At 61.6% G+C, this 19,732-nt stretch carries 16 protein-coding genes; 5 read left to right on the top strand and 11 right to left on the bottom strand.

Going from position 1 to position 19,732, the window contains the following annotated elements; translation table 11 throughout:
* Positions 1 to 867 precede the first annotated feature (867 nt).
* Complete coding sequence (locus ACMXYI_RS25090) at positions 868 to 1,467, bottom strand: helix-turn-helix domain-containing protein (protein WP_046052997.1); 600 nt, start codon at positions 1,465 to 1,467, stop codon at positions 868 to 870.
* 272 nt (positions 1,468 to 1,739) lie between these two features.
* Between ACMXYI_RS25090 and glnT the strand changes: the two genes are divergently transcribed.
* From glnT to ACMXYI_RS25065, 5 genes are all read left to right on the top strand, one after another.
* Positions 1,740 to 3,074: a type III glutamate--ammonia ligase gene (gene glnT, locus ACMXYI_RS25085; RefSeq protein ID WP_415769542.1), complete on the top strand. Its 1,335-nt coding sequence runs from the start codon at positions 1,740 to 1,742 to the stop codon at positions 3,072 to 3,074.
* Positions 3,075 to 3,146: 72 nt separating this feature from the next.
* Positions 3,147 to 4,052, top strand: coding sequence for a class II glutamine amidotransferase (locus ACMXYI_RS25080; protein WP_415769541.1), 906 nt, complete (start codon positions 3,147 to 3,149; stop codon positions 4,050 to 4,052).
* An 11-nt stretch (positions 4,053 to 4,063) separates the two neighbouring features.
* Positions 4,064 to 4,747 carry a protein glxC gene (locus ACMXYI_RS25075; RefSeq protein ID WP_415769540.1) on the top strand — a complete coding sequence of 228 codons (684 nt, stop codon included), beginning with the start codon at positions 4,064 to 4,066 and terminating at the stop codon, positions 4,745 to 4,747.
* A gap of 20 nt (positions 4,748 to 4,767) precedes the next feature.
* Positions 4,768 to 6,114: an FMN-binding glutamate synthase family protein gene (locus ACMXYI_RS25070; RefSeq protein WP_415769539.1), complete on the top strand. Its 1,347-nt coding sequence runs from the start codon at positions 4,768 to 4,770 to the stop codon at positions 6,112 to 6,114.
* Between the two features lie 209 nt (positions 6,115 to 6,323).
* On the top strand, positions 6,324 to 7,649 hold the full coding sequence (locus ACMXYI_RS25065; RefSeq protein WP_415769538.1) for an ammonium transporter: 1,326 nt from the start codon (positions 6,324 to 6,326) through the stop codon (positions 7,647 to 7,649).
* Here the strand turns inward: ACMXYI_RS25065 and ACMXYI_RS25060 are convergent.
* From ACMXYI_RS25060 to ACMXYI_RS25015, 10 genes are all read right to left on the bottom strand, one after another.
* A complete protein-coding gene (locus tag ACMXYI_RS25060; protein ID WP_415769537.1) occupies positions 7,637 to 7,858 on the bottom strand; it encodes a hypothetical protein in 222 nt (73 codons plus the stop codon). The two genes, ACMXYI_RS25065 and ACMXYI_RS25060, sit on opposite strands and share 13 nt — an antisense overlap.
* A 572-nt stretch (positions 7,859 to 8,430) precedes the next feature.
* Positions 8,431 to 9,339: a bifunctional 5,10-methylenetetrahydrofolate dehydrogenase/5,10-methenyltetrahydrofolate cyclohydrolase gene (locus ACMXYI_RS25055; RefSeq protein ID WP_415769536.1), complete on the bottom strand. Its 909-nt coding sequence runs from the start codon at positions 9,337 to 9,339 to the stop codon at positions 8,431 to 8,433.
* An 87-nt stretch (positions 9,340 to 9,426) separates the two neighbouring features.
* Positions 9,427 to 11,106 carry an APC family permease gene (locus tag ACMXYI_RS25050; RefSeq protein WP_415769535.1) on the bottom strand — a complete coding sequence of 560 codons (1,680 nt, stop codon included), beginning with the start codon at positions 11,104 to 11,106 and terminating at the stop codon, positions 9,427 to 9,429.
* A gap of 75 nt (positions 11,107 to 11,181) precedes the next feature.
* Positions 11,182 to 13,524: a DUF1989 domain-containing protein gene (locus ACMXYI_RS25045; RefSeq protein ID WP_415769534.1), complete on the bottom strand. Its 2,343-nt coding sequence runs from the start codon at positions 13,522 to 13,524 to the stop codon at positions 11,182 to 11,184.
* Between the two features lie 15 nt (positions 13,525 to 13,539).
* On the bottom strand, positions 13,540 to 14,907 hold the full coding sequence (locus tag ACMXYI_RS25040) for an NAD(P)-binding domain-containing protein (RefSeq protein WP_415769533.1): 1,368 nt from the start codon (positions 14,905 to 14,907) through the stop codon (positions 13,540 to 13,542).
* 51 nt (positions 14,908 to 14,958) lie between these two features.
* The gene (purU, locus tag ACMXYI_RS25035) at positions 14,959 to 15,825 is read right to left on the bottom strand and encodes a formyltetrahydrofolate deformylase (protein ID WP_415769532.1); all 867 of its coding nucleotides are present in this window, start codon (positions 15,823 to 15,825) and stop codon (positions 14,959 to 14,961) included.
* Positions 15,826 to 15,856: 31 nt separating this feature from the next.
* Positions 15,857 to 16,987, bottom strand: a complete 1,131-nt coding sequence (locus tag ACMXYI_RS25030) for an aminomethyltransferase family protein (RefSeq protein ID WP_415769531.1) — start codon at positions 16,985 to 16,987, stop codon at positions 15,857 to 15,859.
* A 34-nt stretch (positions 16,988 to 17,021) separates the two neighbouring features.
* Positions 17,022 to 18,038 (bottom strand): heme-dependent oxidative N-demethylase family protein, encoded by a 1,017-nt coding sequence (locus tag ACMXYI_RS25025; protein WP_415769530.1) that lies wholly within the window; start codon positions 18,036 to 18,038, stop codon positions 17,022 to 17,024.
* Between the two features lie 9 nt (positions 18,039 to 18,047).
* The gene (locus ACMXYI_RS25020) at positions 18,048 to 18,977 is read right to left on the bottom strand and encodes a PDR/VanB family oxidoreductase (RefSeq protein WP_415769529.1); all 930 of its coding nucleotides are present in this window, start codon (positions 18,975 to 18,977) and stop codon (positions 18,048 to 18,050) included.
* Positions 18,974 to 19,486: a dimethylamine monooxygenase subunit DmmA family protein gene (locus ACMXYI_RS25015; protein WP_415769528.1), complete on the bottom strand. Its 513-nt coding sequence runs from the start codon at positions 19,484 to 19,486 to the stop codon at positions 18,974 to 18,976. The genes ACMXYI_RS25020 and ACMXYI_RS25015 overlap by 4 nt, the downstream gene beginning before the upstream one ends.
* Between the last annotated feature and the right edge of the window lie 246 nt (positions 19,487 to 19,732).

Here is a 19,732-nt window from a genome sequence, read left to right as displayed (position 1 = left end):
AATAAATTATTCCTGTTGGTGGCTTTATAGGGGAAATGGGTGCGTGGCGTCTAGGGGGTTTGTGAAAGTTTTTTAACTGGGAGGAAATTATGAGAGGGCGGCCTGATAGTCGGCCTGGGTGATTAATCGTGTACATATCCGTTTTTGCGGTCACGGCGGCTGGCGGTTTCGCTTTTACAGCGAGTCACTTTGGAAAAGCCCCAAGTAACCAAGGGCTCTTGCCCCTTTCGTTCGGTGCCTCGCCTAGGCTCGGCATGCCCTCGCTCCGGTCCTGCTCCGTGGGCCCGCCGCCATCGGCCATCCATGGCCGGGGGCGGCTAACCCGGCATCCATGCCGGGTTGCCCACTGCGCAGAACCTCCACTCGGCCTCTCGAGGCGGCGGTGCATCAAGATCAAAAGCTACAGGCGAGCTAACGCTCGGCCTGTTGAGTGGTGAGAAGCAAAAGCTGTACGCCGAACTGCTTTATGTGGGAGCGGGCTTGCTCGCGAAGCTGTTGATCTTGCCGTTGCCGTTGCCGTTGCCGTCGCCGTCGCCGTTGCCGTTGCTTTGGCTTTTGATTTTGATCTGTTGCCCCTTTCCCAGAGGCCGAACGCAGGCGTTGCGCAGGGGGCACCGCGGCAAGGATGCCGCGGTAGCCGCCCCCGGCCATGGATGGCCGATGGCGGCGGGCCCCCGGAGCAATGCCGGAGTGAGGGCATGCCGAGCCTAAGCGAGGCACCGAATGGCGGGGCAAGAGCCCTTGGTTACTTGGGGCTTTTCCAAGTGACCCGCCGTAAGGGCGGAACCCTAAGTCGCCGTTACCGCAGAAATGGATATGTACACGATCAAAATCGAAGGGGCAGCCTCAAACCCCAAATCTCCGGGCTCACTCCTTATCACTCCCATAATTCATGATCGACAGCAGGCGGATCGGCACGTGCACCAACTGCTCCGGCCCGTGAGGAATTTCACCTTCGAACGTCAAGCTGTCGCCAGCCTCCATGCGGTACAGCTGATTGCCGTGCCGATAGATCAGTTCACCTTCCAGCAGGTGGAGGAATTCGGTGCCGGGGTGAGAGAAGGTCGGAAACTCTTCACTGGCGTCGTCCATGCTGACCATGTAGGCCTCGAAGCTCTTCTTCGGCCCACGGGTATGGTTGAGCAGATGGTACGTATGGCCTTTCTCGGTGCCGCGGCGCACCACTTCCATGCCCTGATCGGCCTTGACCAACAGCGCGCTGCCGTCCTGCTGGTCATATTCGCTGAACAACTTGGACAGTGGCAGGCCAAGCACGTCGCACAGACGGCTCAGGGTATCGAGGCTGGTGGACACCTGGGCATTTTCGATCTTGCTCAACATGCCCTGACTGATATCGGCAATCTTGGCCACGTCAGACAATTTCAGATCTTGGGCCTGGCGCTGGCGCTTGATCTGCAATCCCAGATATTGCTCAAGCTTGAGGCGCGGGGCGGTTTCGGTCGACATAGTCATCAGATCCTGCACACTTTCCGTTCAGTAATATTAGTTTCGCACTGAGAAAGTGCAAATGGCGCCTGCCCTGCGGGCAGTATTCCCACAGGGAAAAGAATATTCCCATATATACAGCACAAAAGCGCCTGTCACGGCGTTTCGACGTTTCACTCGCGAATCTGGCAAGGGCTTTGCATTCCTATTGGGAAAATAACTTTCTTTTTAGGAATAAAAAGACGGTCAAGGCCCATCCAGAATGTTTTGCCTTTCGCGAGGAGTGACCAGCAATGTTGCCAGCAGAAACCCAGCGCATCATCGACAAGCACGGGATCAAGTACGTGCTTGCGCAATTTGTGGATATTCACGGTGCGGCCAAGACCAAGTCGGTGCCGATCTGTGGGCTCAAGACCGTCGCCGAAGAGGGGGCGGGTTTTGCCGGTTTCGCGATCAGTGGCATGGGCATGGAGCCCCACGGTCCGGACTTCATGGCTCGCGGCGACTTGTCCACCCTGACCCCGGTGCCCTGGCAGCCGGGTTACGGGCGGGTGGTGTGCGTCGGCCACGTCGACGGTAAGCCGCATCCGTATGACAGCCGTTATGTGCTGCAGCAACAAGTGCAACGCCTGGAAGAAAAGGGCTGGACCCTCAACACCGGCCTGGAACCCGAGTTCAACCTGATGCGGCGCGACGAGCAGGGCAAGCTGCAATTGGTCGACCCCAGCGACAATCTCGACAAGCCTTGCTACGACTATAAAGGCTTGTCGCGCTCCCGCGTTTTCCTTGAGCGGCTGACCGAAGCCCTGCAGGCTGTGGACTTCGAGGTCTATCAAATTGACCACGAAGACGCCAACGGCCAGTTCGAGATCAACTACACCTACAGCGACGCCATGACCTCGGCGGATCGCTTCACGTTTTTCCGCATGGCCGCCGGCGAAATCGCCAATGACCTGGGCATGATCTGCTCGTTCATGCCCAAGCCCGACCCGAAGCGCGCCGGTAATGGCATGCACTTTCACCTGTCGATCAGCAGCGCCGACAACAAGAACCTGTTCCATGACGCCAGTGATCCGAGCGGCATGGGGCTGTCGAAACTGGCCTATCACTTCGCCGCGGGCCTGCTTGCCCACGGCCCGGCGCTGTGTGCCTTTGCCGCGCCGACGGTCAACTCCTACAAGCGTCTGGTGGTCGGTAATTCGTTGTCCGGCGCAACCTGGGCACCGGCCTTTATCGCCTTCGGCGCCAACAACCGTTCGGCCATGGTGAGAGTGCCTTACGGGCGCCTCGAATTCCGTCTGCCGGACGCTGGTTGCAACCCCTATCTGGTCAGCGCCGCGATCATCGCCGCCGGCCTGGATGGCATCGATCGGCAGCTGGAAATCGACCACGTCTGCAATGAAAACCTCTACAGCCTGAACCTCGAGCAGATCGCCGCGCGGGGCATCAAGACTCTGCCGCAATCGCTCAAGGAAGCCTGCGACGCGCTCGAAGCCGACCCATTGTTCGTCGAGGTGCTTGGCCCGCAGATCGTTGGCGAGTTCATCAAGCTCAAGCGCATGGAGTGGGTGGAATACAGCCGCCACGTATCCGATTGGGAGATCCAGCGCTACACCGAATTTTTCTGATTTTCCATTTTGACAACCATTCGGGCACCCGGCACGGCGCCGGGCGTTCACTGCCTCCGAAGGAGACTTGATATGTGTGGAATCGTAGGCCTTTATCTGAAAAATCCGCAGCTGGAATCCCAGCTCGGCAAGCTTTTCGAACCGATGTTGCAGGCCATGACCGATCGTGGCCCGGACAGTGCCGGCTTCGCCATTTACGGCGATGAAGTGGCGGACGGCTGGGTCAAGCTGACCTTGCAGGCGACCACCGAAGGCTTCGACTGGAAAACCCTGTTGGGCGAACTGGAAGGGCGCCTGGGCTGTTCGCTGGACTGGTTCCAGAACGCCAGTGCCGCGGTGTTGAAGATCCATGCCGAAGAGGCGCCGGTACGCCTGGCCCTCGCTGAACTGGCACCGAGCCTGCGCATCATGAGCGCCGGGCAAAGCATCGAAATCCTCAAGGGCATGGGCTTGCCCCAGGAAATTTCCCAACGCTTCGGCCTGGCCGGCATGAAGGGCAGCCACATCATCGGTCACACCCGCATGGCCACCGAAAGCGCGGTGACCATGGAAGGCAGCCATCCGTTTTCCACAGGCGCCGACCTGTGCCTGGTGCACAACGGTTCGTTGTCGAACCACTTCCGTCTGCGTCAGGAACTCAAGCGTGAAGGCATCCACTTCGAAACCGACAACGACACCGAAGTGGCCGCCGGCTACCTGACCTGGCGCCTGCAGCAGGGCGATTCATTGAAGGAAGCGCTGGATCACTCGCTGGAGGATCTCGACGGTTTCTTCACCTTCGCCATCGGCACCCGCAACGGTTTTGCGGTGATCCGCGACCCGGTCGCCTGCAAGCCGGCGATCCTTGCCGAGACGGACGACTACGTCGCCATGGCATCCGAGTATCAGGCCTTGTCGAGCCTGCCGGGAATCGAAAACGCCAGAATCTGGGAGCCTGCACCGGCCACTCTCTACATCTGGGAACGCGAGTCAGCTTAAGGAGCGCACACATGAAAACCATCGATCTTTCCACTGCCACCGTGCGTGACCTCAATCAGGCGCTGCACGATCAGGTCAATAACGTGATTGATCACGAGTGGGTGGTGACTCACTCCGATGGCAAGCACAACCTCGCGGTCGGGGTGAATGAAGCGGTGTCCATCGATATCCAGGGCCACGCCGGCTACTACTGCGCGGGGATGAATCAAAAGGCCTCGATCACCGTCCACGGCAACGTCGGTGTCGGGTGTGCCGAGAACATGATGTCCGGCTACGTCCGGGTCAAAGGCAGCGCCTCTCAGGCGGCCGGTGCCACGGCCCATGGCGGGTTGCTGGTGATTGAAGGCGACGCCGGGGCGCGTTGCGGGATTTCCATGAAGGGCATTGACATTGTTGTCGGCGGCAGCATCGGCCACATGAGCTGCTTCATGGGGCAGGCCGGTCGTCTGGTGGTCTGCGGCGACGCCGGCGATGCGCTGGGCGATTCGTTGTATGAAACCCACATCTACGTGAAAGGGACCGTTGAGTCCCTGGGTTCGGATTGCATCGAAAAAGAGATGCGTGCCGAGCACTTGGAGGAGCTGCAAGGGCTGCTCGACCGCGCCGGTTTCGAGCACAAGGCGGCTGACTTCAAGCGCTACGGTTCGGCCCGTCAGTTGTACAACTTCAAAGTCGATAACGCGTCCGCGTACTGATCCGCGCGAGGAGAATAGATATGAGCGACCCAATCAGCCAAAAAGCGCCTCCGGTACTGCGCGAGTCAGCCACCTTCGACCGCCTGACCATCCAGGAAATCCAGCGTGCCGCGGAAACCGGCATCTACGATATTCGCGGCGGTGGCACCAAGCGCAAACTGCCACATTTCGATGACCTGCTTCTGCTCGGCGCCAGCGTTTCGCGCTACCCGCTGGAAGGCTATCGGGAGAAGTGCGGTACCGATGTAATCCTCGGCAACCGCTTCGCCAAGAAGCCGATTCACCTGAAGATTCCGGTGACCATCGCCGGCATGAGCTTCGGTGCTTTGTCGGCCAATGCCAAGGAAGCCCTGGGCCGTGGCGCGACCATCGCCGGCACCAGCACCACGACCGGTGACGGCGGCATGACCCCGGAAGAACGCGGCCAGTCGCAGCATTTGGTGTATCAGTATTTGCCGTCCCGCTATGGCATGAACCCGGACGATCTGCGTAAGGCCGACGCCATTGAAATCGTCCTGGGGCAGGGCGCCAAACCCGGTGGCGGCGGTATGTTGCTGGGCATGAAAGTCACCGAGCGCGTGGCGGGTATGCGCACCTTGCCGATCGGTGTCGACCAGCGCAGCGCCTGCCGTCACCCGGACTGGACCGGCCCGGATGACCTGGCGATCAAGATTGCCGAGCTGCGGGAAATCACCGATTGGGAAAAACCGATCTACGTGAAGATCGGCGCCAGCCGGCCGTACTACGACGTGAAGTTGGCGGTAAAAGCCGGGGCTGACGTGATTGTGCTCGACGGTATGCAAGGCGGCACCGCAGCGACTCAGGAAGTGTTCATCGAACACGTCGGTATCCCGATTTTGTCGGCCATTCCGCAAGCGGTACAAGCTTTGCAAGAGATGGGCATGCATCGCAAGGTTCAGTTGATCGTTTCCGGAGGGATTCGCAACGGTGCCGACGTCGCCAAGGCGATGGCGCTGGGTGCGGATGCGGTGGCCATCGGGACGGCGGCGCTGATTGCCTTGGGTGATAACCATCCACGCCTGGACGAGGAACTGAAGAAAATCGGCTCGGCCGCCGGTTTCTACGATGACTGGCAAAACGGCCGCGACCCGGCCGGGATCACCACGCAGGACCCGGAGCTGTCCAAGCGTCTGGACCCGGTGGAAGGTGGTCGGCGTCTGGCCAACTACCTGCGCGTGCTGGTGCTGGAAGCCCAGACCATGGCCCGGGCTTGCGGCAAGTCGCACCTGCACAACCTCGATCCCGAGGATCTGGTGGCGCTGACGGTGGAGTCGGCTGCCATGGCGCGGGTGCCGCTGGCGGGAACCAACTGGATTCCGGGTTCCGGTTCCGGTTCTGGTTACTGAACCGCGGCTGATGACGCTCGTTCCCACGCTCTGCGTGGGAATGCCTCTTGGGACGCTCTGCGTCCCGCTTTTGTGACGCAGAGCGTCACGGGCTGCATTCCCACGCAGGAGCGTGGGAACGATCAGATCAAGGGGCCCACCAAGAGGCCCGTGCATACTCACTTTGCTCGCTGCCAGACACTTTCCATTCTTTTGCAGGAGCTTTGAAAATGGTCAATCGTCTTCTCGGCAAATCCCTTCTTGTCTTATTGGCGGCCGGCGCGCTCGCGCCGCTCGCCCAGGCGGCCGATGCACCCACCTTGAACACCGGCAGCACCGCCTGGATGGTGACCGCAGCGGTGCTGGTGCTGTTCATGTGTCTGCCGGGCCTCGCCTTGTTCTACGGAGGTCTGGTGCGGGCGAAAAACATGCTCTCGCTGTTCACCCAGTGCTTCGGCATCGCCGGCCTGGTCGGCGTGCTGTGGGTGATCTATGGCTACAGCATGGTGGTGGACAGCACCGGCATGGTCGAGGGACAGGTGACATTCAACAGTTTCGTCGGTGGTTTGAGTCGGGCATTTCTGGCTGGCATGACCCCGGAGAGCCTGGTCGGTGACATTCCGGAAGGCGTGTTTGTGACCTTCCAGATGACCTTCGCGATCATTACCCCGGCGCTGATTGCCGGTGCATTCGCCGAGCGCATGAAGTTCTCGGCGGCGCTGTGGTTCATGGCGCTGTGGTTTACCCTGGTTTATGCGCCCGTCGCCCATATGGTCTGGGGTGGTTCGGGCGCTTTGATGCATAACTGGGGTGTCCTCGATTTTGCCGGCGGCACTGCGGTGCATATCAATGCTGGCGTTGCCGCGTTGGCCGCGTGCCTGATTCTCGGCAAGCGCAAGGGTTACCAGAATACGCCAATGCCCGCCCACAACTTGAGCTTGACCATGGCCGGCGCGGCGATGCTCTGGGTCGGCTGGTTCGGCTTCAACATCGGTTCCGGCGGCGGTCTCAATGGCACTTCGGGCATTGTCATGCTCAATACGCAACTGGGGGCTTGCGCCGGGATTCTCGGCTGGATGTTCACCGAGTGGTTCAAGGTCGGTAAGCCGAGTGCTTTGGGCCTGGCCAGCGGTGCTTTGGCCGGTTTGGTCGGCATTACTCCGGCGTGTGCGTATGTGGGCGTCGGCGGCGCGTTGGCCATCGGTCTGCTGTGCGGGGTGTTCTGCTACTTGAGCGTCACTGTGCTGAAACGCCGCTTCGGATATGACGACAGCCTCGACGTGTTTGGCTTGCACGGCATCGGCGGAATGATTGGCGCGGTGTTGACTGGCGTTTTCTGTGTTCCGTCCCTGGGCGGACTGGTGGAAGGCGTGACCATGGGCGCTCAGGTTGTGGCGCAGATCAAGGGCGTGTTGCTGACGACGGTGTACTGCTTCGTCATCAGCTGGATCATTCTCAAGGTGATCAACGCGGTGATCGGCTTGCGTGCCGACGAGTCGGTGGAAGAGATGGGGCTGGACCTGGCCGAGCACAACGAGAGTGCCTATAACCATTGATCTTGATGGTTGATCGTTGTCTCGCTTGAACCACTGAAAACCCGGTTGGCATTACTGACCGGGTTTTTTGCGAAAGCGGCCTGATAGCCGACCTTTGTTTTGTTGTCTGAGTACATATCCGTTTCTGCGGTGATGGCTGCTGGCGGTTTCGCTTTTACAGCGAGTGACTTGGAAAAGCCCCAAGTAACCAAGGGCTCTTGCCCCGCCATTCGGTGCCTCGCTTAGGCTCGGCATGCCCTCACTCCGGCATTGCTCCGGGGGCCCGCCGCCATCGGCCATCCATGGCCGGGGGCGACTACCGCGGCATCCTTGCCGCGGTGCCCCCTGCGCAATGCCTGCGTTCGGCCTCTGGGAAAGGGGCGGCAGATCTGAAGCCAAAGCAACGGCAACGGCAACGGCAACGGCAACAGCAACAGCAAGATCAACAGCTTCGCGAGCAAGGCCGGGGGGGAGTGGGTGTACGCACGCTTCTCACCACTCAACAGGCCGAGCGTTAGCTCGCCTGCAGCTTTTGATCTTGATGCACCGCCCCCTCGAGAGGCCGAGTGGAGGTTCTGCGCAGTGGGCAACCCGGCATGGATGCCGGGTTAGCCGCCCCCGGCCATGGATGGCCGATGGCGGCGGGCCCACGGAGCAGGACCGGAGCGAGGGCATGGCGAGCCTAGGCGAGACACCGAACGAAAGGGGCAAGAGCCCTTGGTTACTTGGGGCTTTTCCAAGTGACCCGCCGTAAGGGCGGAACCTATAGCGGCCGTGACCGAAGAAACGGATATGTACTCGATCAACAAACCAGAGGCCGCCCAGCAGCACGCTGCAACTGACTGGCGATCAGGGTGTTCTTCAGCAGATAAGCAATGGTCATCGGCCCGACCCCACCGGGTACCGGCGTGATCGCGCTGGCAACGGTGCGCGCACTGGCGTAATTGACATCACCTACCAGCCGATGGCCGGTTTCGCTGGCAATGCGATTGATGCCGACATCGATCACCACCGCCCCGGCTTTGAGCCAGCTGGCGTCGATCAACTCTGGTCGACCCACCGCCGCGACCACGATGTCCGCCAACCTGCACAACGCCGGTGCATCGACACTGCGCGAGTGCACCACGCTGACCGAACAGTTGGCCTGCAACAACAGGGTCGCCATGGGTTTGCCGACAATGTTCGAACGACCGATGACCACCGCGTGCAAGCCGCTCAACTCACCGCAGGTTTCGTGCAGCAGACGCATGCAGCCGCTGGGCGTGCAGGGTGTCAGGACTTCGATGCCTTGCACCAGGCCGCCGACGTTTTCCCGATGAAAACCGTCCACGTCTTTGATCGGGTCGATGGCGTGAATCACTGCCGGCTCGTCGATATGTCCCGGCAGGGGCAACTGCACCAAAATGCCGTTCACCGTGACGTCGGCATTCAGTTGGGCAATCAGTTCCAGCACTTGCGCCTGGCTGGCGTCGTCCGGCAGACGGTATTCAAGGGAGCGAATCCCGACTTCTTTGGCCCGCAGCAATTTGTTGCGCACATAGACCTCGCTGGCCGGGTCTTCACCGACGAGCAGTACGGCCAGGGCGGGGTAAATCTGCTGTCCGGCCAGGACCAGAAGCTCTTCTCGAACTTCGTCGAGAACCTGGGCAGAGATGGCTTTGCCGTCGATAACACGGGCAAGTGCAGGGGTGGTGCTGATCAAAAGAGTCACCGTCGTCTTGATTGATAGGGGGGCGAAGTGATCATCGAGGCGTCGTTGCGCCCCGATGATCCATCAGAGACCAGCAGGCAAGGGCGCTCAGGCTACCAGTTGATGGCAACCGTACACCACCAGTACACCCGCGATTAGCGTGGCATAAGGCAACCAGCCGGCGCGTTTTTGACCGGCATCGGTCTGAATGTACAGGTCGCTGAGCATCGCTTCAGGGAAGCGTCCCTTGTCCTGCACATAGTGCCGGAAGCAGAACACCGGAAGGATCAACAACGCCAGCAACAGGCCGGTCACCAGGGTGCCGGCGCCCCAGATATCGGCTCCCAGCCCCATGCACGCCAGGTTGACAAAGCTCAGTACGCCACCCGCGACCAACAGCACGGTCGGGGCCTTGTACGGGCGTATCCAGTCGGGACGGTCCAGGCGATGGATCCAGCCGGCATTGAGGTTAAGAAAGTTGAAGATGATGTAGCTGACGTTGGACGCGGCCAGCACGAACACATAATCGGACATCAGCAACAGCAGCAGGTTGAACGACAAGTCGGTCCACATCGCTGCGGTAGGCGCGCCGTGTTCGTTGGTGCGCCCCAGGTATTTCGGCAACCAGCCATCCACCGATGCCTGATACAGAGTGCGCGAGGAGCCGGACATCGAGGTCATGATCGCCAGCAACGTGGCCAGGACCAACATGATCAGCACGATGTTGGCCACCAGCTTGCCGCCGCCGATGCTGTCCGCCATGACCTGGCCGACGCCCATGCCGCTGTAGATCGCCGGCGACAACAGACCGTTGTAGACCGCCGGTGTGACCACCGTGCCGCTGGCATCCAGCACCGCCGGGGTCACCAGCTGTCCGAGACCGAGGCTGCCCTGAAACGCGAGGGGCACCAGGGTGAACACCAGAATGCACAGCAGGCCGGCGTAAAAAATGGCCTTGAACGTGTCACGCTTAGGGTCCTTGAATTCCCGGGTGTAGCACACCGCGGTTTCGAAGCCGTAAGTGGACCATGCGGCCATGAACAGGCCGCCGGCCATCAACGACCAGCCGGACATGTCCCATGGCCCGTCGATCACTTGCCCGGCCGCGTCATGGGCCAGCGGGTACAAAGGCAGGAAGTTGGCCTGGGCCGCGTCCCCGGTGAACAACGGCACCACGCCCACCAGCAACAGAGGAATCAGCGAGGTCACGCCAAGCACCAGGGTCAGGCGTGCCGAGCGCAAGATGCCGCCATGCTGCACGGCGAACACTGTCAGTAAAATCAGCAGGCCGATGGCGAACGTCGCGTTGATCCGTAGCGACAGGCCGCTCTTGACCCAGCCCAGGTCAAGCAGGGTCAGTTGCCAGGTATTGATCAGCGCATCAGCGGGGAACAATGCGGTGAGGATGTAACCGGCTGCCAGCCCCGAGCCAATGGACAAAACCGGGGACCAGGCCAGCCAGTTGCACCACACCGAGACCGGTGCGATCAGCTTGCTGTAGCGCACCCAGGCGACTGCACCGTAGACCGACGCGCCACCGGATTTGTGTGGGAACAACCCGGCGATTTCGGCATAGGTGAAGGCCTGGATGAAGCCGAACAGAATCGACACAATCCAGACGATCCAGGCCGGTTTGCCTACCGTGGCGGCAATTGCGCCGATAGAGAACAGGACCAGGGCGGGCACGCCACTGGCGACCCAGAAAGCCCCGCGCCAATCGATCTTGCGGTGCAGGCTGCCCACTGAGCTGGCGGCCTGCGGTACGGCCTCGAACGTAGTCGCTTCCATCTTCGTATTCCCATGTCTGAGTAGAGTGGTAGTGGGGCAGTCAAAGTCGGGTGGCGCTTAAGCTCATGTGATCGATCAACTGCGTACCCGGCTCTTGTCCGGGTCGTAGAAAATCGCTGCGGTGACCGTGGCGCTGATGCGCTTCTGCAGGCCATCGACTTTGCCAATCTCCAACGCTGTGCCGACGTCGGCGCAGGCCACGTCCACCCGGCACAGCGCGATATTGCTGGCCAGCAGCGGCGAGCGGCAGGCACTGGTGATGACCCCGACCTGGGCTCGGCCGCGGTACACCGGGTCGCCGTGGTGGACGCCTTCATTGCCGCTCAGTTGCAGGCCCACCAGCTTGTGAGCGGGATGAGCGCTGCGCCGTAGCAGGGCGTCGCGGCCGATGAAGTCATCGGTTTTGCCTTTCAACGGAACGGAAAAGCCGATACCGGCCTCGAACGGATCGGTCTGGTCGCTGAACTCGTAACCGGCAAAAATCAGCCCGGCTTCGATGCGCAGCATGTCCAGCGCTTCCAGGCCCAGCGGCACCAGGCCCAAAGGTTGGCCCAGTTGCCAGATCCGGTCCCAGACCCGCTCGGCATCCTCGGGCTGGCACCAGACTTCGTAGCCCAGTTCGCCGGTGTAGCCGGTGCGCGAGATCATCAGCGGGCAGCCGTCGTAACCGTCCAGGCGGCCCACCAGGAAACGGAACCAGCCCAGGGTTTCCAGACTCGGCTGGTTGGGCGCGGTCCAGATCATTTGTTTGAGTAGCTCGCGGCTCATCGGGCCTTGCACCGCCAAGTTGTGAATCTGCTCGCTGGCGGATTTGACCCAGACCTTCATCCCGAGCTTTTGCGCCTGTTCGCGCAGCCAGACACCGGCGTAATCCTCGCCGCAGATCCAGCGAAAGTTGTCCGGGCCCAGGCGCAGCAGGGTGCCGTCGTCGAGCATGCCGCCGTGCTCGTGACACATCGCCGAATACACCACTTGACCCACCGCCAGGCGCCGCACATCGCGGGTCAGGCAGTACTGCAACAAGGCTTCCGCGTCGGGGCCGATGATTTCGAATTTGCGCAGGGCGGTCAGGTCCATCACCGCCACTCGCTCGCGGCAACCAAGGTATTCCTCGATTGCGCCATAGCCGTCATAGCGCAGCGGCAGCCACCAGTTGCGGTAGTCGACGAAGCTGCCGGTCAAGGCGCTGGTGCGTGAGTGAAACGCGGACTCACGGGTGAGTATCGGGTCGGCATCGGCCGTGGTTCGAGTGCTCATGGCGATGGAAAAACGCTCCTTTTCGCTGTAGATGCGGATATGGATATCGGTCGGGTTCCAGCCATTGGCCGGGTCGATGTCATCCGGGCACGAGGTACTGCCGCACAGCAGGTCGGTCATGGCCCGCAGCAGCACGTAGTCGCCGGGGCGCGACCAGGGTTCATCGAGGGTCATCTGCTGGTGCGCGTCGATTCCGGTATTGAAAAAGAAATTGATCGCCGGCCAGCCATTGCGGGCCTTGACCCCATGGGATGCGAGCACTCGGCTGAGGTTGTCGCTGCAGTTGTCGTGCCCGAAGTAGCCATGGCTCTCGTAGTAGCGCGCGGCGCAGGCCAGGGCGAAGGAATCGTGGCGGCCGACGGTGTCACGCACCACCTCGAGCATCGGTTGCATCTGTCGGTCGAAAAACTTTGAGAACAGTCCTGGTGCCGGGTAGGCGCTGCCGTTCAGGGTGCGGGTCACGGTCTGGTCAAGGTCCAGTTCCAGACCGCGATCCAGTGCCCGCCGATCCAGAGCGACGAAGTCCGAGCACTGGCGACCGGCGACATCCAGCACCTGCACGTACTGACCTTTGCCGACGGTGTAGCTGTGGGCGGTGCCGGCGCCGATGGTGAACTCGTCCAGCAGCTCACCCAGCGGCTCGGGCAAGTGTGGCAGCAGCAGGGGCGAGGGATTGGCCCGTGTCACCAGCAGTCGCAGCTCGCTGGGCCGATACTGGCGGTCGACGGCCGTTGGCCCGGCGGGTGCCGCGACGATCACTAGCAGCTCATCGCTGGCGACGAAGTGACGGCTGAAGTCGGCAGGGCTTTCCTCGTCCCAGAGTGACGCGGCGCTGGGCAGGTGATGTGGATCAATCGCACGTCGGCTCAGCGCCTGGCCAATGCGACGCGATTGCAAGGTCGGCTCGGCGAGCCGTGCGCCGATGAACCCGCAGGCCGTCGAACCGCTCAGCGCCCAGGCCGCCAGGGCGCTGCGGCCCAGCGTATCGACGGCCAGCAATTCGCAGGGTTGCCGGCCTTCGAGGTCGATCACCTGAAGGCTGTCGCCGGGCTGCAACGCGACAAGGGTCAGGCCGCCGGCGGCCACTCGATAGCGCTCCAGGGCCGGGGCCCGGGCAAAGAGTCCGGGCTCCCGCGGGCGGGAAACACGAGGTGCATTCATGGTGGGGCTCCCGGGTCAACCGATCGACTTGACGGACATCGGCGGTTCAGCGAGGTACGCCGCCATGGAATCGTCCAGGGCATGCAACCAAGGCGTGTGGTGGGGTGGCGACTGGGTGCCGGTCATCAGCGATCGGTAGGATTTGTCGCGGTAACCCATGATGTTGTGGGCCTTGTCGTGCTTCCAGTGCAGGAAGGTGTCGTTGACCCCGGCGATATCAAAGTTCGGGTAGTCGGTGGCGTCCACCAGTTGCTGGATATAGGCACCCTGGTATTCGAACATCTGCTGGTTGGTTTCAAGCTGCTGTTCGCGGGCATGCCATTCCTGGATATCGGCGGCCCTTCGTGTCTGGTCGGGTAGAGCGATGCGTTGCAGGATCACGTCGCGGGCGTACCAGGCCTGGGCATCGAACATGTTGAACGAGTACCACTGGTCCTGCATGCCGAGGTAGATCAGTTGCGGATTGGGCTGCCAGAAAATGCCTTTGTACAGGTTCATCGGCCACAGTCGGTTGTCAGTCTTGAGGCACAGTTCGTCCGGCAGGAAGGGGAAGTGATGTTTGTAGCCGGTGCAGAGGATCACTGCATCGATGTGCTTGTGGGTGCCGTCGATAAAGTACGCGCGGTTTTTTTCCAGGCGTTGCAACAGCGGCTTTTCTTCCCAGTTGGCGGGCCAGTCATAGCCCATGGGCGCGGTGCGGTAGCAGCTGGTGATACTGCGGGCGCCGTATTTGTAGCACTGGGAACCGATATCTTCGGCGGAATAGCTACTGCCGACAATCAGCAGATCCTTGCCCTTGAACTCCAGCGCCTCGCGGAAATCATGGGCGTGCAGGATACGCCCGCCGAACTGCTCGAACCCGGGGAAGTGCGGCATCTTCGGCGTCGAAAAATGCCCGCAGGCGTTTATCACATAGTCGAACTCTTCCGAAGTCCGGGTATCGCTGCCATGGTCGTGTGCGACCACCGTGAAGCGGCGAGTCTCTTCGCTAAAGGTGACTTGGCGCACCACATTGTTGAAACGGATGTAGTCGCGAACCCCGGCTTTTTCGACGCGACCCTTGATGTAGTCCCACAGCACTTCCCGTGGCGGATACGAGCCGATAGGGCGTCCAAAATGTTCCTCGAAGCTGTAGTCGGCGAACTCGAGGCACTCTTTCGGTCCGTTGGACCACAAATAGCGGTACATGCTGCCGTGGACCGGTTCGCCGTTCTCGTCCAGGCCGGTGCGCCATGTGTAATTCCACATGCCGCCCCAGTCTTGCTGTTTTTCGTAGCAGACCAGTTCCGGGATGGGCGTTCCCTGGTCCCTGGCCGATTGAAATGCCCGCAGTTGAGCCATGCCGCAAGGGCCGGCGCCGATGATTGCTACGCGTGTGGTCATGGTCGTCTCTCGTGGCTGTATCTCGTGGCTATGGATCGGAAAAGGGCTCGCTCAGCGAAAAATCACCGTCTTGTCCTGGTTGATGAACACCCGGTGTTCCAGGTGGTATTTCAGGGCTTTGGAAAGCGCTACGGTTTCGGTGTCGCGGCCGATGGCGACCAGCGCATCGGGCAGGTAGGTGTGATCGACTCGCTGGATTTCCTGCTCGATGATCGGGCCTTCGTCGAGGTCGCTGGTGACGTAGTGGGCGGTGGCGCCGATCAGCTTCACGCCACGGTCGTAGGCCTGGTGATAGGGTTTGGCACCCTTGAAACCGGGTAGGAACGAGTGATGGATATTGATGGCCCGGCCGGACAGCTGCTGGCACAGACCGTCAGACAGAATTTGCATGTAGCGGGCGAGTACCACCAGGTCGGTCTGGGTGTCCTCGACGATGCGCATCAACTCGGCTTCCTGGCTGGCCTTGCTGTCCTTGTTGACCGGCAGGTAGATAAAGCGAATACCTTCGCGTTCAGCCATGGCCCGCAGGTCCAGGTGGTTGGAAACCACGGCGGTGATGTGCATGTCCATCTCGCCCTTGCGGTGCCGGTACAGCAGGTCGGTCAGGCAGTGGTCGAACTTGCTGACCATCAGCAGCACGCGGGTCGGCTGACTGCTGCAGAACAGCTGCCACTGCATGTCGAAGCCGCCGGCCAAGTCGCCTAGACCTTCGCGCAGAGCACCGACATCGCCGGTCACGCCGGTGTTGAAGCGGAACACCGCGCGCATGAAAAACTGCCCGGTGAACTCGTCGTCGAATTGCGCCAGCTCGCTGATGTAGCACTGCTGTCCGGCCAGACAGGTGGTGATCGCGGCAACGATGCCGGACGCTGCCGGGCAATTGATCTTGAGGATGTAATGCTCGTTGGAAGTGTCCATCGAAGGTCCCTTGGATAAAGTGGTTGGAGGCTCAGCCCTTGGCCGTGCGCTTGGTTTTTTCCGGATCGTCGAAGGGCAGGGCGTGGGTCACGGCGGCGCTTTCCTGACTGCCGCGCACCTGCAGGGCAATGCCTGGGACCGAGCAGTCGACGCTCATGCGGGCGATGGCCATCGAGCGTTTGCTCAAGCGCGAATACATGCCGCAGGTGATCACTCCGACTTGCTGGTTGCCTTGCCACAGGGTGTCGCCGGCTTCGGCGGCGCGCACGCCTTCGAGCAACACGCCGGTGATTTTGAAGCGCTCCTGGCCGCGCAGGCGAAAGTGTTCTTCGGCGCCGCGGAATTCGCGCTTGTCCGGGGAGACAGTGAAATCCAGGCCCATTTCCCACAGGGTGTCGCCCGCCTTCTGATCGGCGAAGGGGTACATCTGCGAGTTGTCGTAGGGGAAAAACATCAGCGAGCTTTCCACCCGCAACCAGTCCAGGGCGGTGAAGGCGCACGGGATGATGCCCAGGCCCGCGCCTTGTTCAAGGATCGTGTCCCACAGCGCCGGGGCATCGGCGGCCTTGCAGAAAATCTCGTAGCCGCGCTCGCCGGTGTAACCGGTGCGAGAGATCATCACCGGACGGTCGAACAGGCGGGTTTGCAGGTGATGGAAGTAAGGCAGTTGACGGATCCCTGGCACGTGCTCGGCGAGAAAGTCCACCGCCAGCGGCCCTTGTAGCGACAGGTCGTGCAGGTCGTCATCGAACAGCACCGCCACTTGCCGGCCCTGGGATGAGCGCACCAGCATTTCGTGGCCGCTGCCGGCACCGTGCACCACCATGAACGCGTTAGGTCCGGTCCGGTAGACGATGCAGTCATCGACGAATTTGCCTTCCTCGTCGAGCATCGAGGCGTACACCGACTTGCCGGGGTAGAGCTTGGCGATGTCGCGGGTGGTCGCCCATTGCAGCAGGCTCTCGGCGTGGGGGCCAACGTAGTGGACTTTTTTCAGCCCGGACACGTCCATCAGCCCGGCCCGGGTGCGGATCGCCTGATGGTGATCGGCGAGGTCGCTGTCGTAGGTCCAGGCAGTGCCCATGCCGTTCCAGTCTTCGAGGTTCGAGCCGAGTGCGCGGTGCCGTTCGGCCAGTGCAGAAATACGCCATGAATGCGCCATGTGAAGATCCTTGTCGGTGAGAGTGGGTCAGGGTTCAGGCTTGCGGATCGAAGCGGCTCAGCCACTCGACCAGGGTCTGTCGGTAGCGGCTCATGCCCTTGTAGTCGGCGATCGGCTCGGGCAGGTCGCGCAGCACACGGTGCAGGCGGCAGCCCCAGCCGGGCTGAGTGACCAGTTCCTGCATGCTGATCAGGTAGGTGCGGATGCTGAACATCACCGCGTTGCTGCGGGGCAGACGGACCATCACTTGCAACTCGACCCGCAAGTGAACCTGTTGCCCGACGTTCTCGGCGGTAATGCGGCCGCGGTCGGCGCCCCATTCATGGAAAGTCTCGGGGGAGGAGTCCAGGCGCGGGTTGATGGTCAGCGTCCAGTTCAGACGCCGCACCGGCTGCCCCACCTGCAGGTTGAGCAGGTACTTCAGCGCGCGGTCGAAGATGCCCATCTGGTGGGCCATGGGCACCGGCGAATGCCACTGCTTGAAACTCATGCCGGCGTCGAAGGCCAGGGACCAGTCGGCCGGGCTGGTGACCAGGCCGGCGTCCATGTACAGATCGCCGTCGCGTTGATCGAGCAGGGCGAAATCCCCCTGCACCTGTCGGCCAATGAACTCCAGCGGTTCGCAAGGCAGGGTCGCGGCATCACCGAACACAAAGCGCTGATCGATATCCAGCAGGGTGTTGCGCCAATGCCAGTGTTCAGCGTCACGCTCAAGGGTGAACCACTGCGGATAGTCGGCGGCCAGGTGCTCCATGAGCATCTGCAGCGCATCCCAGGCCGCCACTTGCATGTGCGGCATCACCAGGTAGCGGCGCGGATCCTTGTCCAGCACCAGGGCGCGTTCGGCCATTTCCGAGCGGTAGTGTTCGTCGATGTCGAACCCGTGCTGGTAGATCGAGCCGGGATCCCGGGAAGTCGCTGGTTCGATGTTCACCGAATACAGGTAGCTGTCCTCGGTGAAGGGGAAAGGGAAACGACTGATGGCAGCTGGGCTGTTGCGAAAGCTGAAATCGTCTCGATAGCTCTGCACGGGGCTTAGTTGAATGGTCATGGTCGACTCCTAAAGATCCAGCGAAACGGTAGGGCCGCAGCCGCGGGAGACACAGGGCATGAGAAAGTCGGCCTGCTCGGCGGGGCTCAGGAAACTGTCGCGGTGTTCGATGTCGCCGCCCACGTGGCGGGTCATGCATTGGCCACAGACCCCGCCACGGCACAGGTTGGGGATCTGCAGCCCAGCGGATTCCAGGGCTTCGAGCAGACTTTGATCGGTGCCGACCCGCAGGCGCCGGCCGCTGCGCAGCAGTTCCAGCTCGAAGGGGCGGCCCGGTTGTGCGGCATTGAACGCTTCCCAGTGCACGCGACTGGGCGGCCAGCCAAGTGCCTTGGCCTGTTGCCGAACCGCGTCGAGCAACGGTTGCGGGCCGCAGGTGTAAAGGTGGCTGCCCAGCGGTCGATCACGCAGGATCCGGCTCAGGTCCGGGCGGCTGGCGTAGGTGTGCAGGCGCGATCCCAGCCGCTGTTGCAACGCCTCGACATAGGCATCGCTCAGGCCCGGACGACAGAGGTAGTGCAATTCGAAGTGAGCCTGGCGTTGTTCCAGGGCCGCGATGTAGGCCATGAACGGCGTGATGCCGATGCCTCCGGCGATCAGGATGTGCAGGCTGGCGGTCGAGTGCAGGGCGAACAGATTGGCCGGTGGCGAAATCTGCAGCGTGTCGCCGATCTGGACCTGCCGATGCAGGTAGTGCGAGCCGCCGCGGGAGACTTCCTGCAGGCGCACGGCGATGCGGTAATGGCGGTTGTCCGCAGGGTCGCTGGTCAGTGAATAGGCATTGCGCACCTTGCCTTCGGCTAGCGGCAGGTGAACCTGCACATGACTGCCGGGGGAGAATGCCGGCAGGGGCTTGGCGCACGTCTGCAGGGTAAATTCGCGCACCACTGGGGTAAGCATCCTCGCCGCACTGACCCGCACCTCGATGACGGCGCTCATGACCGGACTCCGGCGTAAGGCTGGTCGGGGTCGGTGCAGACGCCGAGGTACGCCCCGAGGCGTCGGGAAAAGTGTTCGCGGACTTCCAGCCCGACGGCGCAACCGATGCAGCTCAGCAGCGGCTCCGGCCCGGCGGCCTGAGTCAGGCCGCAGTGCACGCAATACACCAGGCGCTGGCCGGCAATCGTACGGGTGATGTCGATCTCGTCATCTTCCAGTCCGGCGCTGCGGGCCTCGCCGTGGATACGCCAGATAAAGGCCTCGTCGCCCATGATGTAGAGATGGCTGCCGACGGTGGCGCTAACCAGCACCTGATGCAGGCGGCGGGAAAAGTCGGCGCTCTCGCCATTCAGCACCAAGGGCTGTTCCAGTTCCCCGACAAAGGGCGTGCAGACGGCCGCCGATTGCATGACCACGATGTGCCGGGTGACGCTTTCACGAGGCAGCGGTTGGCGATAGCACGGGAGGCTGTGAAGTCGGTCCGGGGCGGCGCTGTGTCTATCCGTCATGTGAGCTTTCCTGGCGTTGAACTGGGAATTTGTTTCCTGTTGGGGAAGATACTTTCCTATGGGGAAAATCTTCTCAATCCGGAAAAAGGGCTATGCCTTTGGAGATAAGCCCTGAACAACGCCTGTCCGGGGCATGGAAGTTGCTGGTCTTTGTTCAAGGCTGAGCAACCGGACGGGGAGTTATCGATAGTGCGAACACAACCGCAGTGGTGGCCGCTCTGGTTGGGGCGTATCCGCCCCGAACAG

This window comes from Pseudomonas lyxosi (genome assembly GCF_047758685.1).
GTDB classification, from domain to species: domain Bacteria; phylum Pseudomonadota; class Gammaproteobacteria; order Pseudomonadales; family Pseudomonadaceae; genus Aquipseudomonas; species Aquipseudomonas lyxosi.
This window is presented reverse-complemented; position numbering and strand designations above follow the sequence as displayed.

Coding starts and splice junctions, on each gene's coding strand:
- ACMXYI_RS25090 (WP_046052997.1), bottom strand. CDS start 1,467: ATGTCGACCGAAACCGCCCCGCGCCTCAAGCTTGAGCAATATCTGGGA.
- glnT (WP_415769542.1), top strand. CDS start 1,740: ATGTTGCCAGCAGAAACCCAGCGCATCATCGACAAGCACGGGATCAAG.
- ACMXYI_RS25080 (WP_415769541.1), top strand. CDS start 3,147: ATGTGTGGAATCGTAGGCCTTTATCTGAAAAATCCGCAGCTGGAATCC.
- ACMXYI_RS25075 (WP_415769540.1), top strand. CDS start 4,064: ATGAAAACCATCGATCTTTCCACTGCCACCGTGCGTGACCTCAATCAG.
- ACMXYI_RS25070 (WP_415769539.1), top strand. CDS start 4,768: ATGAGCGACCCAATCAGCCAAAAAGCGCCTCCGGTACTGCGCGAGTCA.
- ACMXYI_RS25065 (WP_415769538.1), top strand. CDS start 6,324: ATGGTCAATCGTCTTCTCGGCAAATCCCTTCTTGTCTTATTGGCGGCC.
- ACMXYI_RS25060 (WP_415769537.1), bottom strand. CDS start 7,858: ATGGCGGGGCAAGAGCCCTTGGTTACTTGGGGCTTTTCCAAGTCACTC.
- ACMXYI_RS25050 (WP_415769535.1), bottom strand. CDS start 11,106: ATGGAAGCGACTACGTTCGAGGCCGTACCGCAGGCCGCCAGCTCAGTG.
- ACMXYI_RS25045 (WP_415769534.1), bottom strand. CDS start 13,524: ATGAATGCACCTCGTGTTTCCCGCCCGCGGGAGCCCGGACTCTTTGCC.
- ACMXYI_RS25040 (WP_415769533.1), bottom strand. CDS start 14,907: ATGACCACACGCGTAGCAATCATCGGCGCCGGCCCTTGCGGCATGGCT.
- purU (WP_415769532.1), bottom strand. CDS start 15,825: ATGGACACTTCCAACGAGCATTACATCCTCAAGATCAATTGCCCGGCA.
- ACMXYI_RS25030 (WP_415769531.1), bottom strand. CDS start 16,987: ATGGCGCATTCATGGCGTATTTCTGCACTGGCCGAACGGCACCGCGCA.
- ACMXYI_RS25025 (WP_415769530.1), bottom strand. CDS start 18,038: ATGACCATTCAACTAAGCCCCGTGCAGAGCTATCGAGACGATTTCAGC.
- ACMXYI_RS25020 (WP_415769529.1), bottom strand. CDS start 18,977: ATGAGCGCCGTCATCGAGGTGCGGGTCAGTGCGGCGAGGATGCTTACC.
- ACMXYI_RS25015 (WP_415769528.1), bottom strand. CDS start 19,486: ATGACGGATAGACACAGCGCCGCCCCGGACCGACTTCACAGCCTCCCG.